The 13,593-nt window shown below is 65.6% G+C and carries 15 protein-coding genes; 10 read left to right on the top strand and 5 right to left on the bottom strand.

Features of this window, described 5'->3' with window-relative positions:
* The first annotated feature begins 88 nt into the window (after window positions 1-88).
* The 3 genes from FEK34_RS06725 to FEK34_RS06715 all read left to right on the top strand — a co-directional run bounded on the left by FEK34_RS06725 (window position 89) and on the right by FEK34_RS06715 (window position 3,887).
* Window positions 89-1,702 carry an MFS transporter gene (locus tag FEK34_RS06725; RefSeq protein ID WP_138447019.1) on the top strand — a complete coding sequence of 538 codons (1,614 nt, stop codon included), beginning with the start codon at window positions 89-91 and terminating at the stop codon, window positions 1,700-1,702.
* Window positions 1,653-2,213, top strand: coding sequence for a TetR/AcrR family transcriptional regulator (locus FEK34_RS06720; RefSeq protein ID WP_138447018.1), 561 nt, complete (start codon window positions 1,653-1,655; stop codon window positions 2,211-2,213). The genes FEK34_RS06725 and FEK34_RS06720 overlap by 50 nt, the downstream gene beginning before the upstream one ends.
* 129 nt (window positions 2,214-2,342) lie before the next feature.
* A complete protein-coding gene (locus FEK34_RS06715; protein WP_138447017.1) occupies window positions 2,343-3,887 on the top strand; it encodes an acyl-CoA carboxylase subunit beta in 1,545 nt (514 codons plus the stop codon).
* Between the two features lie 44 nt (window positions 3,888-3,931).
* On the opposite strand, the gene FEK34_RS06710 is transcribed toward FEK34_RS06715, so the two are convergent.
* The 5 genes from FEK34_RS06710 to FEK34_RS06690 all read right to left on the bottom strand — a co-directional run bounded on the left by FEK34_RS06710 (window position 3,932) and on the right by FEK34_RS06690 (window position 8,144).
* Complete coding sequence (locus tag FEK34_RS06710) at window positions 3,932-4,213, bottom strand: SH3-like domain-containing protein (protein WP_249358913.1); 282 nt, start codon at window positions 4,211-4,213, stop codon at window positions 3,932-3,934.
* A gap of 80 nt (window positions 4,214-4,293) precedes the next feature.
* A complete protein-coding gene (gene scnC, locus FEK34_RS06705) occupies window positions 4,294-4,995 on the bottom strand; it encodes a thiocyanate hydrolase subunit gamma (protein WP_138447015.1) in 702 nt (233 codons plus the stop codon).
* Window positions 4,996-5,031: 36 nt separating this feature from the next.
* Window positions 5,032-5,871 carry an SH3-like domain-containing protein gene (locus FEK34_RS06700; protein ID WP_138447014.1) on the bottom strand — a complete coding sequence of 280 codons (840 nt, stop codon included), beginning with the start codon at window positions 5,869-5,871 and terminating at the stop codon, window positions 5,032-5,034.
* A 158-nt stretch (window positions 5,872-6,029) separates the two neighbouring features.
* Window positions 6,030-6,944: a D-alanyl-D-alanine carboxypeptidase family protein gene (locus FEK34_RS06695; RefSeq protein ID WP_138447013.1), complete on the bottom strand. Its 915-nt coding sequence runs from the start codon at window positions 6,942-6,944 to the stop codon at window positions 6,030-6,032.
* A 141-nt stretch (window positions 6,945-7,085) separates the two neighbouring features.
* Window positions 7,086-8,144 carry a protein kinase family protein gene (locus FEK34_RS06690; protein ID WP_138447012.1) on the bottom strand — a complete coding sequence of 353 codons (1,059 nt, stop codon included), beginning with the start codon at window positions 8,142-8,144 and terminating at the stop codon, window positions 7,086-7,088.
* Window positions 8,145-8,494: 350 nt separating this feature from the next.
* Between FEK34_RS06690 and FEK34_RS06685 the strand changes: the two genes are divergently transcribed.
* The 7 genes from FEK34_RS06685 (at window position 8,495) to FEK34_RS06650 (ending at window position 13,593) form a co-directional block, all read left to right on the top strand.
* A complete protein-coding gene (locus FEK34_RS06685; RefSeq protein ID WP_138447011.1) occupies window positions 8,495-8,839 on the top strand; it encodes a helix-turn-helix domain-containing protein in 345 nt (114 codons plus the stop codon).
* A gap of 5 nt (window positions 8,840-8,844) precedes the next feature.
* Window positions 8,845-9,714 carry an ImmA/IrrE family metallo-endopeptidase gene (locus FEK34_RS06680; protein ID WP_138447010.1) on the top strand — a complete coding sequence of 290 codons (870 nt, stop codon included), beginning with the start codon at window positions 8,845-8,847 and terminating at the stop codon, window positions 9,712-9,714.
* Entirely contained in the window at window positions 9,711-10,355 is a 645-nt protein-coding gene (locus FEK34_RS06675) for a hypothetical protein (RefSeq protein ID WP_138447009.1), read from the top strand. Before FEK34_RS06680 ends, FEK34_RS06675 begins: the two co-directional genes overlap by 4 nt.
* Before the next feature lie 78 nt (window positions 10,356-10,433).
* Complete coding sequence (locus FEK34_RS06670) at window positions 10,434-10,967, top strand: NUDIX domain-containing protein (protein WP_212748718.1); 534 nt, start codon at window positions 10,434-10,436, stop codon at window positions 10,965-10,967.
* Window positions 10,968-11,025: 58 nt separating this feature from the next.
* Window positions 11,026-11,553: an HD domain-containing protein gene (locus tag FEK34_RS06665; protein WP_171048075.1), complete on the top strand. Its 528-nt coding sequence runs from the start codon at window positions 11,026-11,028 to the stop codon at window positions 11,551-11,553.
* A 342-nt stretch (window positions 11,554-11,895) separates the two neighbouring features.
* The gene (locus FEK34_RS06655) at window positions 11,896-12,258 is read left to right on the top strand and encodes a trypco2 family protein (protein ID WP_138447006.1); all 363 of its coding nucleotides are present in this window, start codon (window positions 11,896-11,898) and stop codon (window positions 12,256-12,258) included.
* Between the two features lie 15 nt (window positions 12,259-12,273).
* Complete coding sequence (locus tag FEK34_RS06650) at window positions 12,274-13,593, top strand: bifunctional trypsin-like peptidase domain-containing/SEL1-like repeat protein (RefSeq protein ID WP_138447005.1); 1,320 nt, start codon at window positions 12,274-12,276, stop codon at window positions 13,591-13,593.

Raw genomic sequence — 13,593 nt, 5'->3', positions numbered from 1 at the left:
CGAAAATGACACACGTTCACCCTCGCCAAGCTATTTGAACGATGGTACTACTTGTACTATCGTTCAAACATCTACCGCGGAGGGTGCTGTGTCAGAGGTCGTCACCAGGGGCGCTGGCGCCCGCGAGTGGGCAGGTCTTGCCGTGCTCGCGCTACCGACAGTGCTGCTCGGACTCGATGTCACCGTGCTGTATCTGGCCCTGCCGAGCATGGCCGAAGCCCTGAATCCCTCAGCGACACAGACGCTGTGGATCATGGACGCCTACGGGTTCTTCATCGCCGGATTCCTGCTCACCATGGGCACTCTCGGCGACCGGATCGGCCGGCGGCGGCTGTTGATGATCGGCATGACGGCCTTCGCGGCGGTGTCGGTGTTCGCGGCCCTCGCTCCGAATGCCGGGCTGCTGATTCTCGCTCGCAGCCTGCTCGGGGTCGCCGGGGCAACGCTGATGCCCTCCACCCTGTCGCTGATTTCGAACCTGTTCCGCGATCCGCGTCAGCGCGCGGTCGCGATCGGGATCTGGGCGACGATGTTCGCCCTCGGCATGGCCGCCGGACCGGTGATCGGCGGCGCGCTCGTGGATTCGTTCTGGTGGGGCGCGGCGTTCCTGCCCGCCGTTCCCGTCGCCGTCATCGTGCTCGGCCTGGCACCGGCGGTGCTTCCCGAGCATGCCGACCCCGACGGTGGCCCGCTCGATCCGGTCAGCGTCGCGCTGTCACTGGCCGCGATCGTGCCGGTGATCTACGCGGTCAAACACGCCGCCGCGCATCGGCCCGGCCTCAGCACGGTGCTCCTGGCGATCATCGGCGTCGTCGCCGGAGCTGCTTTCGTGCGTCGTCAACGGAGCCTGACCGCTCCGCTGCTGGACGTCACGCTCTTCGCGAACCGGACCTTCTCCGCTGCGCTGGCGGTGCTGCTGATCGGACTGATCGGCGTCGGCGGAACCATGTACCTGGTCACCCAGTACCTCCAGTTCGTCGAGGGCATGACGCCGTTCGCTGCGGGCCTGTGGATGGGCCCGCCCGCGCTGGCGATGTTCGTCGCCGCGATCGGCGCGCCACTACTGGCCCGCCGGATTCGGCCCGGCCTGGTCATGGCGAGCACGCTCGGCCTGTCGGCGATCGGATACGCGATGCTGGCCGGCGCGGACACCGGCGATCCCGTGCTGGTGGTCGCCGGCTTCGCCTTCGTCTACCTCGGTCTCGGCGCGATCGCCGCCCTCGGCACCGATATGGTCGTCGGTGTCACTCCGGCGGCGCAATCCGGTTCGGCCGCGGCGATGTCGGAAACCGTGCAAGAACTCGGCCTCGCCGTCGGCGTCGCGGTGCTCGGCACCCTCACCACCGCGCTCTACACCGCGCGCATGGTCGCGCCGCCCGACGTCGCGCCCGCGGTCGGACAGCGCGTCACCGACAGCCTCTCCGGCGCCTTGTCGGTCGCCGATCAGGTGCCGGCCGAGACGGTGCAGACGGCGCGGGAGGTGTTCACCAGCGGCGTGAACGCCGCCGCCGTCGTCGCCGGTGTCGCCATCGTGGCGGCGACCGTAGTCTGTCTGGCGACATTGGGGCGGCTTCGTCCGCTCGGCGATGATCAGGACGACGAGGCGGCCGAGGTGTTGTGCCCGATCGGCCCGGAGCCCGCAGGAGGGGAGCATGAACGAGGCGAGCGAGCCCGTCGACGGGCGCAGGGCCAGGGGCAGTAGGCGGCGCGCCGAGATCATCGATGCCACCCTCGCCGTCATCACCCGCGACGGCGCCGCCGGCGTCACCCACCGCACGGTCGCCAAACAGGCGGGCATCACCACCAGCCTGAGCACCTACTATTTCGCCACCCTCGACGACCTGCTCGTCGCGGCGCTGTCCACCGTCGCCGACACCTACACCGCGCGCATCCGCGAGATCATGGACGGGCCGGGCGACAAGCTGCGCGGGCTGGCCGAGCTGATCGTCGAATCCGCGGGTCCCGGCCGCGAATGGGCGCTGGCCGAACGCGAACTGTCCACCCTCGCCGCCCGCAGGCCCGCGCTCGCTCCCGTCGCCCTGCGCTGGCGCACCGACGTCGCCGAACTCGCCGCCACCCTCACCGACGATCCCGAGGCCATCGCGGCTGTCGTCGCCGCGACGGACGGGCTGTGCACGGCGCTGCTGCTCGACAACGCCCCCGCCGACTCCGACTTCGTCCACCGTATTCTGACTCGGGCACTGGCACGGTGAACGTCGACAGCGGCCGCCTCCCGGCGAGCTCACAAGCCTGGGAACCCCGGCGCGCGTCGGCTCCGGGTACGGTGTCAAAGCCCCCGATCACGGTGCGGTGTTCCTGCTGAAAAAACTGGATGACTATCGATGAGTACTACCGCCGACAAACTTGCCGACCTGCGTAAGAAGCTCGAGGTCGCGCAGGAACCGGCCGGCGAGGCGGGGGCCGCCAAGCGCGCGCGCAAGGGCATTCCGTCGGCCCGCGACCGCATCGACATGCTGCTGGATCCGGGCACCTTCGTCGAGCTCGGTGCCCTGGTGCGCAACCCCAACGACAAGAACGCCCTCTACGGCGACGGCGTGGTCACCGGACGCGGTCTGGTCGACGGCCGCCCGGTCGCGGTGTTCTCCCATGATCAGACGGTGTACGGCGGCACCATCGGCGAGATGTTCGGCCGCAAGGTCGCCGCGATCATGGAGCTGGCGGGCAAGATGGGCTGCCCGCTGATCGGCATCAACGACTCCGGCGGCGCGCGCGTCCAAGAGGCCGTCACCTCGCTGCGCTGGTACGGCGAGCTGGCGACCAAAATGGAACCGCTCTCGGGTGCGGTGCCGATGGTCTCGCTCATCCTCGGCAACTGCGCGGCCGGTGCGGTGTACCAGCCGATCTGCACCGACGTCGTGGTCGCCACCGAGAGCGCGCACATGTTCGTCACCGGCCCCAAGATCATCGAGGACGCCATCGGCGAAAAGGTCGACATGGAGGAGCTGGGCGGCGCCTACAACCAGGCCGCCTACGGCAATATCCACCACATCGCCAAGGACGAGGCCGCCGCCTTCGCGTGGGTCCGCAATTACCTGAGCTACCTGCCGTCGAGTGCGGTCGAGCAGCCGCCGATCGTGAACCCGGGCCTGGAGCCGGAGGTCACCGAGTCCGATCTCTCGCTGAACACACTCGTCCCCGACTCCGACAACGCCGTGTACGACATGCACGACGTGCTGGTGCGAATCTTCGACGACGGCGAGTTCCACGAGATCGGCGCGGCCGCCACCAAGAACATCATCACCGGTTTCGCCCGCGTCGACGGGCGACCGGTCGGCGTGGTCGCCAATCAGCCGACCGTGCTCGCCGGCGCCCTCGACGCCAAGGCCAGCGATAAGGCCTCGCACTTCATCCACATCTGCAACGCCTTCGAGATCCCGCTGGTGCTGGTCGTCGACACCCCCGGCTTCCTGCCCGGTGTGGAACAGGAGAAGGTGGGCGTCATCAAGCGCGGCGGACGCTTCCTGTTCGCGTACGTGGAGGCCACCGTCCCGAAGGTGACGGTCGTGGTCCGCAAGGCGTACGGCGGTGGCTGGGCCGTGATGGGTGCCAAGGCGCTCGGCTGCGATGTGTATCTGGCCTGGCCCACCGCCCGCATCGCGGTCATGGGCGCCGAGAGTGCCGTCGGCCTGACCCAGCGCAAGATTCTCGACGCCACCCCCGAGGATCAGCGCGCCGCGGTCCGGCAGCAGATGATCGATTTCTACAACGCGACCATCGCGACCCCGTGGATCGCGGCCGAGCGCGGCTATATCGACGCCGTGATCGAGCCGTCGGCCACCCGGCTCGAGCTGCGCAAGGCGCTGCATCTGCTGCGCGACAAGCAGGTCATCCGGTACCCGCGCAAGCATCACCTACTGCCGCTGTGAGGTTCGGTCCGCCGGTGTCGATCGAGTGATGCGGCGCCGGCGGATCAGGCTTCGAGCCTGGCCCGGACGGCTTCGAGGCGCTGCTGGAGTTCCGCCTCGTCGATGACGCCACGGGCGACCAGGGTGTGCGCCAGCGCGACGAGCTGGTTCTCGGGGTAGGGCAGGTCGGCGTAGAGGGTCGAAGTCAGCCGGTCCTCCTCGTCACGGCGCTCCTCGAGGCCGGGCACGGCCGCTGTGCCCTCGGCGCGGTCGAGGGCATCGCACATGCCGTCCAGGCTCGTCTTCCACGGGGGAACCAGGTTCGTGACGCCGTACTCCGCCGCCATGCGCGGCCATACCTGGTTGCGCGCCACGATATTTCGCAAGGGTGCGATCTCGTCTGCCGTACTCACGCTCGGGTCTCCCCTCAGTCGACCGGATGGATCGCAGGCCGGGTATCGGTGATGACATTGCTGGTGACGCCCGGCTTGGGCAGCGCGACGCCGATCAGGCAATCGCGGGTGACGATCTCGGCGAGCTGGTCCTCATCCCAGCCGTCGGTGCCTTCCGGGCGCACCGGCATCACCATGAAGCGGTGCTTCTGGTTGGAGTCCTGCACCCGGATGGCCACCTCGTCGCTCAGATACAGCCCGAACTCCGCGAGGACCTGGCGCGGCCAGCGCACCAAGCGGCGGCGATAGTTCGGGGTGCGGTACCACTCGGGCGAATTGCCGAGGATGGGTCGCGGATAGCAGGAGCACAGGGCGCAGACGATCACGTGGTGCAGGGTCGGGGTGTCTTCGAGGATCTCGAATGCCGTGAAATCGCTTGGTGTTCCGAAGCCGGTGGGTTCGAGCCAGTCCACCCCGACTTCCTTGCTGGCCGTCATCGGTTCGGTGAGCGCGAGCGCCTTGAAATCGGGATCGAGCCAGGCGCGGGCGACCAGATGCGCGGCAGGCGTCGGTCCGATCTGTTCGGCGAACTCGGTGAAGCGGCGGTGCTCCTCGGCGGTGAAAATGCCCTTTTCGATACACAATTCGCGTAACGCGATCTCCAGCACTTCGAAGTCGGTGACTTCGTCCACCATGGGCGCCACCGTGCGTTCGTGGTCGTGATCGTGTTCGGACATGGAATCCCTTTCTGGCACATGGCCGATCACCGGCGGTTATGCCGCGCGCTTCAGCCAGCGTTCCGGCAGTTCGGTCTGCAAGGTGTCGTTGGCCGTACCGGTGTAGCCGTCCCACAGTTCTGCGAGGTCGAACCGAACGACGTAGAACCATTCGGGTGTCGCGTCGGGCCGATCCCACGTCTCGTCCTCGGCGGCCGGGCTTTCGTAGGCGACCGAGGTTATCTCGCCGGTAGCGCCGCGGACGTATTCCGGTGTGCGCGTGTAGAGCAGCGCGGGCATATCCCGCACGGTCACCGCATCGCCGACTCGGAAACCGGGCTCACCCGCCTGGCCGGCGAACACTTGCGGATCACCCTTACCGACGGCGCGAATGTGATGGTGATTGCGTGGCACCTGCGCACCGTCACCTTCGAATTTCGGCTGCGCCGCCAACGTCTTCCCGGCGAGCCCGCCCTCATACCGCGCCCGAACTTCCTCCATCCGCTCACTCAACTCACCGAGCGCGATGTGATGCTTCTCGACCAGTACACGCGCGACCGCAAGCAGCCAGCGCCCGTAATACGGCAGCCCGAGATAGATGGCCCGCCCGACGTCCACGTTGCCCATCCGGCGCCGCTCCTCCGACAGCCAGATCCCCCGCCAGGCGAGCACCTCACAGATCACGTAGGTGTTGTGCTCCCACACCTCGTACTGCTTGTTCTCGAACTTCATCGGCGTGTCCGGCTCGCCACCGACGTCGTGCACGGGCTTCATGTACGCCTGGAAACGCGCGTGATCGATCAGATCGGGCGGCGGCGCATCGGGCAGTTCGGGATAGGACGAATGCAGCCGAGCCACAAGGTCGAGCTGAGCGGCCCGCTCCGCAGCGGTACTCATGAAGGCTCCCTTCGTAGCGGCCTGGTCGACCTACTGGGCAGCGCACCTCCCCTCGAATGTATGCCTGATCATTGCTGGTGAATAGCCCCCGCCGTGAAACCTCGGCGAGTGGCACCTGACGCAGCCGACACGCCGAGCATGTACCACTCGTTGGCGGGTCAGGGGATGGGGAGGGAGCTGAGGATGGGGAGGAAGCCCCAGTTCATGATGCGTTCGGCGTCGGCGGTGGCGGCGTCGAGATCGTAGGGGGAGCTGTGCAGGACCACCCCGATCAGCCGCTGGGCACCCCGGCGCGCCTCGAACAGCAGGCAGGTGCCTGCGGCGTTCGTCGATCCGGTCTTGATCCCCGTTGTGCCCGGATACCGGTGCAACAGGTCGTTGGTGTTCTCCCAGACATGAGCGCGAGTCGCCGGGCCCGCCGGCTGATGAAAGACCCGCGTGCCGACAATCTCGCGGAACACCGGATTACCCATGGCGTGATGGCCGAGCCGCACCATATCCGCCGGCGTGGAATAGGTGGCGAAGTCGTCGGGAACCGGCAACCCGCTCGGGTCGGTGAAATGACTGTTCCCCATCCCCAGCCGCCGCGCCGTCGCGTTCATCTTCCCGATGAACGCCTCCCGCCCCGGCCCGAACGCCTCCGCCAGCGCATACGCGGCATCACAGCCCGAAGGCAGCATCATCGCGTACAACAACTGGCGCGCGGTGAGCACCTCCCCCGCCACCAGCCCCGCAGAACTCCCACCGTGCGCCGCCGACGCATCAATGGCCGATTGCGGCACCGTAACCGGCCGCTCGAGATCCCCCGACTCCAGCACGACCACCGCCGTCATGACTTTGGTAAGGCTGGCAACCGGAACCCGAACATCCGCCTGCCGAGACCACACGACCACCCCCGTATTCCCCTCCGCCAACGCCGCCCCCCGCGCCCGAATATCGTCGGGTTGCAGCGCCACCGGAAACGGAGCCTGATCATTCGAGCCGCCGGCCACCGGAGCCGCCGCGACAGTAGGCGCGAAGAACACGAGCGCTCCGGCGATCGCCGCCGGGAACGCGCGGACATAGGTTCGCATCAGGTTATTGTGCAGTCGGATTGTTCCCAATGGTGGGATTTGGCGTCCTGACGTGACCCGCGTCTTTGCTGGTCGTAGCGATACCTGACGGCCGTGTCCTGCTATCCGGCACTACTACGGGACATCGCGAGAACCACACACCTACAAACCCAGCATGCGGCGGATCTCCTCGTCCGGATACGGGGTGCTCCCCCTCGCTTGCTGAAACGCATCCATGAACCCGGACATCGACGCGGCGATCGGCGCGTGCCGAGTGATGACCGCGGCAGCCGCCTCGCTGATGCCTTCGGGCCGCTCGCCCGCCGCGAAAGCGTGCACCATCGCGGAGCGGGCATGCCGATCGTCCCGCCGGAGCCCGTACAGGGCAGTGATCAACCAGTGCACCAGGTAGGTGACGGTGTAGCACCTGTCGTAGCTCTGGTTCCGGTCGAAGAATGCGGATTCCTCGGGCGTGAGGTCGAATTCGGACGAGAGCGCGAGACCGTAATCAGCGAAGTAGAGGCGTCGACCGTCGGTCAGGATGTTCCCGAAATGAGCATCGAGATGCAGTAGCCCGCGGCTGTTCATGAACGCGGTACCGGCAATCAGTTCCCGCTCCACCATGGCGCAGGCCTGGTTGGCGGCCTCGTCACCCGCCTCGATCCGGTTGTTCAGCCACACGTGGAGGTTCTGTGGGATGTACTCCAGGAACAGCGCGACACTCGCCGACGAGTCCCGGAGGGCCTCGATCCGTTGGCGAACCTGAGGTCGGCCGTCCCAGTAGGCGACGGCGCGATCGATGTCGGCTAGCTCCTCGGCCAGCGGAGTCGTGTCCGGCAGCACCCGCCAGTGATACATCTGCGGGAAGCCGTCGTACTCGGCTGCGAGCACCCAGTTCGTCGTCATGACGTGCACGGCCAACTCGCGCCAAGCCCCGAAACCCGGCGCACCGATGAGCCCGACGCCGTACTGGCAGAACAGCGGCAGGTCGAACAAATTTGCGGTGGACCCGACGTGCCCCGGCTGCCGTTCCAGGTCGGTGAGGGGCACCCGCTTCACGAACACCGGAACTCCGGCGACCTCCAACAGCGCCGCCTTCCCGCCGATACCGGCACCGATCGGCCTGGCCGTATCCACGAGCTCGCGCAACGCGTGATCGCTGTGCAGCGCCAGGGCCGTGGAGACGGCGCTGTGGGTGTGCAGGCGCGCTGGGCGTGACATGTCGCGGATCGTCACCACATCAGGTGAGCAGGACGTCACTGCCTCACGTGAGTTCACTGAAGCCTCCAAGTGCGCGCCGACCTCGATTCAGACGTGGCCACACGGTCGTGCGGGCGGTTGGTCGAACTTTCGACTGGACAACACATTACGACTCTTCCGGTAATGCTCTCCGCAGCCGAGTACCTGCCATCACCAGCGATGAGGAGGCACTCTGCAGGAACGACACCGTTGGCCGGGTGAGCAGACCGAACCCGGGCGATGAACTGCCCTTCGTGGCCGGATTCATCCCATCGCGCTAGACTGAATCACGAAAGCCGATTGTGATTCAGTACCGGATAGAGGTGATGGCGGTGACTACCGATATCGGTGCGCTGATCGAACGCGCTCGGGTTGCCGCGGGGCTCAGCCAGCGCGCCCTGGCGGACGCGACCGGGATCTCGCAGCCGACCTTGTCACGGATCATCTCGGGGGACAGGCAGGCGAAAATGCCGGAGATCGTGGCAATCGCCTGGGCGACCGGGCACACAGTCGCCCAACTCTCCGGGACCGAAACAGTGTCCGACCGGATCCAATGCGTGGCGCGAGCAACGAACGATTGCGACATGGAACGCATGCGGCAGGCACTGCTGCATTTTGTGGAATTGAACGACTACCTCGACGACCAAGCCATCCCCGCAACAGTCGACCCAGCGTAGGAACCGTGAACAACGAGACAGAAGGACGCGACGCCGCCGCGCGGTTCCGCCGCGAACACCGCCTCGGCGTACACCCACTGGGCGACCTTGTCGCGATCATCGAACAAGCCACCGCGATCGACGTCGCCGTCCTCGATGTCGGCCCGGACGAACACGGCCTGACGGTGCGAGATCCCGTACGAGACGCCATATTCATCGGCGTCGCGCGCACCCGCAATCCGATGCGGCAGCGGAGCACGCTGGCCCACGAGCTCGGCCACGTCGTGTTCTCGGACTGGGCTGATGGTCATTCGGGCAACTGGAGTGACCGATCTCCCGTGGAAATTCGTGCGGATGCCTTCGCCCGCCACCTACTCATACCCGTGGACGGGGTGCACGAGTTTCTCGGAGACCGCGAGTCGGTAACCCAATCCACCCTCTCCGAGGTCGTCCAGCGGTTCCTGGTGTCACCGGCCATCGCAGCCATCGCTCTGCGCCAGGCCGGTTACATCGACGAAGCCACCAAACATGAGTGGATGACGTTGACCGCGCCGCAATTGGCGGTCCGCTACGGATGGAGCGACCAGTACCGCGCCCTGCAGGCCGACTCCGAACAGCGCAGGGCACCCCAGCGGCTACTCGCCCGCGCAATCAGGGCGTACGAGGAGGATGTGCTTTCCGCACAGGCAATTGCCACTCTGCGCGGCATCACATTGGAAGACGCGCACAAGGAGCTGCGCGAAGCAGGTGTCGAGCCGGTTCAGCGTGCTACTCCCTGGGCCGACGCCGCCGACTTGCCTGATGCCGACGTGGACCTGTCAGCCCTGGATGAAGCGCTCGACGCACCAGACGACACGTCCGGCGGCCCACCGCTCGAAGGGGACAGGACGAGGTGAGCCACCCGCCCATCATCGACGCCGGCCCCGGGCTCAATTTCTTTTCCATCAACAAGGAGCGTCTGCTTATCGGCGTACTCGGGCGTCTCAGCGCCCCGGAGACAGTGCAAGACGAAATCTTTCGCAAAGCGAGGCAGGACCCGCGATTCCACACCGCGGCTTCTGTCTGGCGCAAGCTGACACCGGGATGGATCGACGTACTCTCCGACGACGAGACACCCGAACTCGCCGCCGCGGTCCACCGGATCACCCGGCAATCCATGGAACAACGCCTGCAATCTCCGAAAGACCTGGGCGAGACCATGGTCATCGCACACGCAGTCGTCGCCGCAGAAGCCGGGGACACTGTCACCATCCTCATCGACGACGGTCCCGGAACCCGAATCGCCACAGCAGAAATCAATCGGCTTCGCCGCCTTCAGGCCGGCGGACGGCCGGTCGGCTCGATCCGCCTGGTCGGCACGTTGACGATCCTGGAGCGTGCGGCGGGCGGCCAACACATTCCCGACAAGGCGGCAATGCGCACCACCTACACCCGGCTACGCCACCTGGACGATGGGTTACCGCCGATTGAGAAGACCAACCTCCTTCGGCTGCCACCCTGGTCCTCCGGCAACACAGCGGGTCAGACGAAATCATGACCACAACAGCCACCGGTCAGGCTGTATTACCCCTGTCACCTGGCCATGCAAGTCCCCGATGCCGCTACCGTCGAGAGCGTGAGCGATACCCAGTGGACGATCCTCGGTGAGCAACTGATCGACGAGAACCGACATATCCGGCTGTCGACAGCAGACATTCGCCTCCCCGATGGAGTGGAGTTCACCCAGTACGTGGCTCGGATGCCCCGGTCCGCGATGACCCTGGTGCTCAACGACAACCGCGAGGTTCTGCTGATGTATCGGCACCGGTGGATCATCGACCAGTGGGTGTGGGAGCTGCCGGATGGATACGTCGACCATGCCGAAGATGTCGCCGCGGCGGCTGCCCGTGAGGTCGAAGAGGAGACGGGCTGGCGTCCGCTCACGATGGAACACCTGGTGACCTTTCAGCCTGCGATCGGGACCTTGGACCATCCCCAGGAGATCTACCTCGCGAGCGGTGCCGAACTCACCGAAACCCAGCCGGATATCAACGAAGCCGAGACAACTCGGTGGGTGCCGCTCGACGAGGCGGTCGAGATGATTGCCCGCGGAGAGATCGTCGGCGCAGCAACCGTAGTCGGCGTGTACCGGGCGCTCACACTGACTTAGTGCGATGGTCATGGTTCAACCGACACCTCTACGAGGTACCGCGCGTACCATAGCGGCCGTGAATCCCGCCGTGGCAGACCTAATGGCTCCGCTGACTGAATCACGTCGGGCGCACTCGGTCGCGGTGGGGCGCCGGATGCAGTCCATAGCGAAGCTACTGCCGGGCGACCTACGTGGAGATGCGGTTACGGCTGCCTACCTGCATGATGTCGGTTACGGTCATCCTGAACTCGGGTTTCACCCGATCGATGGTGCCAGGCTGCTGCGATCGCTCGGCTACTCGCCGGTCGTGTGCCATTTGGTCGCGTTTCACACGGCAGCGGAGGTCGAGGCTGGAGTGCGAGGTCTGGACGCGGGGGTATTCGATGAGTTCCGACTCTCGGGTGTGGCCGGGCTCGAGAAGGCCGGAGATTTCCTGTGGTGGTCCGACCTGTCGACGGGCCCGAACGGCGAGGATTTCACGGTGGACGAGCGGCTGGGTGAAATCTTGCGGCGTTACGAACCGGGCAGTGTCGTTCACACCGCGATAACGAAGGCGGAGCCGCTACTGCGAGCAGCGGCTCAGCGCGCATCGGGATCGATATAAGGCTCGCTCTCGTTCAGCGCCAGTCGATGCGCTTTCGCTGGCTGCGGTCCATCGCTGCAATCTCCGAAAAACCTGGGCGAGACCATCGTCATCGCACACGCAGTCGTCGCCGCAGAAGCCGGGGACACTGTCACCATCCTCATCGACGACGGTCCCGGAACCCGAATCGCCACAGCAGAAATCAATCGGCTTCGCCGCCTTCAGGCCGGCGGGCGCCCCGTCGGGTCGATCCGGCCGGTCGGCACATTGACGATCCTGGAGCGTGCGGCAAGCGGTCTCCTTGCATCCCTTATGCTTTCGAGGTACAGGTGGAATCTGATCCATTCGGCGTGAGGGGAAGTAATGTCCGAGGAGCCCGGAGAATCGCTGGCGGGGCGGGTGTCGTTGTCGGCAGCCATCGATGCGCTACGCGCGGAGTTGACCCGCGCGTGGGAGGGTGCACAGTCGGAGTCTGTGCGTTTCAAGCCAACGGCGGTTGAATTGACACTGCAAGTTGCGGTGACGTCGGCCGGTAAGGCACACGGCGGAATCAAGTGGTGGCTGGTCGATGCGGGTGCGGAGGTGTCCAGGCAGTCGGTGGCCACCCAGACCGTGACGATGACGCTCGAGCCGGTCGTGTACACGGAGAACGGGCAACGGACCACCGAGGTATACATCGACGCGGTGCGCAAGAGTTCGCCGCTTCATACGACCGATCCACGATAGCGGGGCGCCGGAGGCGTGCTGACAGTTGATCGCGCGGTTTTGATCGCCTACTTCAAGGATGGCGAACCACATACGGGGTCGGGCTTTCGCATTGACGGCGAGTATGTGCTCACGGCAGATCATTGCGCGGCGGGTGAAAACTATCGCGTGCTGATCGATGGCCGAAATGCGTCGGCACGGGTACATCTACGAACAGGTCGACGGGATATCGATCTGGCGATACTGAAGGTCGACGAATACCATCCGATCGAGCGGGCATCCTACGCGCGAATACGCACCTCGCACGCGGCAAGACTCGATGAGTGCCGAGTATTGGCATTCCCGAACTGGAAAGAGAATGGGCGAGCCCAGCTCGACGGCTACGTACCGACCGGTGAAACGACCCTGCTACGAGGCCTGAAAGAGGATGCAGATAACTCGAAGCTCACGTTCAAGTGCCTGACACCGCCGCCGGCTGCCGCGTCCCGGTTGGCTGAACTGACCGGAGATATGACACAGAGGTTCTCGAGTCAGTGGCGTGGCGCATCTGGTGGGGCAATCGTGCATGACGGGCATATTATCGGCGTGCTCAGCAATCATGTGCTGCCAGAAGGAGATTCATCACTAGCCTTCACGCCGATAGCGGCTGTCGAAGACCTGAGTGCAGAAAGGCGCGACCGGTTCCTGGCGGTACTCGGCAGTCCATCCACTGCGAGTTGGGCCATCGTACCGAGCGATCGGGCGCCACAAGGTAATAGAACTTCCGAAGCCGGATCCGATTCCCCACCACTGGTCGATCCGCGTGCCCGTCCCGACGCCGATTCCGAATCACTGTTTCATGGCGGCCAGCTCTTCGCAGAACAAGACCAACTCGCCCAAGCCGAGGATTTGTGGCGCCGTGCCGCCAGGCAGGGACATACCGGCGCCATGAACAACCTCGCCAACCTCCTGCACACCCAGCGAAAACTCGGCGACGCCCACGACTGGTACCGAGAGGCCGCGGAGCGGGGAAACGTCGAGGCTATGGGAAATCTTGCCGGTCTATTACTCGCCGCACGAAAGTTTCGCGACGCCGAGCATTGGTGGTCCACATCGGCGGAGGCTGGTAGCACCGACTCGATGTACAACCTCGCCATCCTGCTCGACAAGACTCAGCGTTTCGACGAGGCACTCATCTGGTATCGGCGCGCGGCCGATGCAGGTCATCGCGATGCCATGCATAACCTCGCCATTCGACTGCGTTACCGGGGCCAGATCGACGAGGCCGCGGACTGGTGGCAGCGTGCCGGACACAAGCGAGCACAGAGTCCCCGTGAGAAACTGCATGGGCTGGTCTTGCGAACGTCATCGCGATGA

Origin of the sequence: Nocardia cyriacigeorgica (assembly GCF_005863245.1) — a bacterium.
Classification (GTDB): Bacteria; Actinomycetota; Actinomycetes; order Mycobacteriales; family Mycobacteriaceae; genus Nocardia; species Nocardia cyriacigeorgica_C.
The sequence above is the reverse complement of the archived record's forward strand: the minus strand, read 5'-3'. Positions and strand labels throughout refer to the sequence as shown.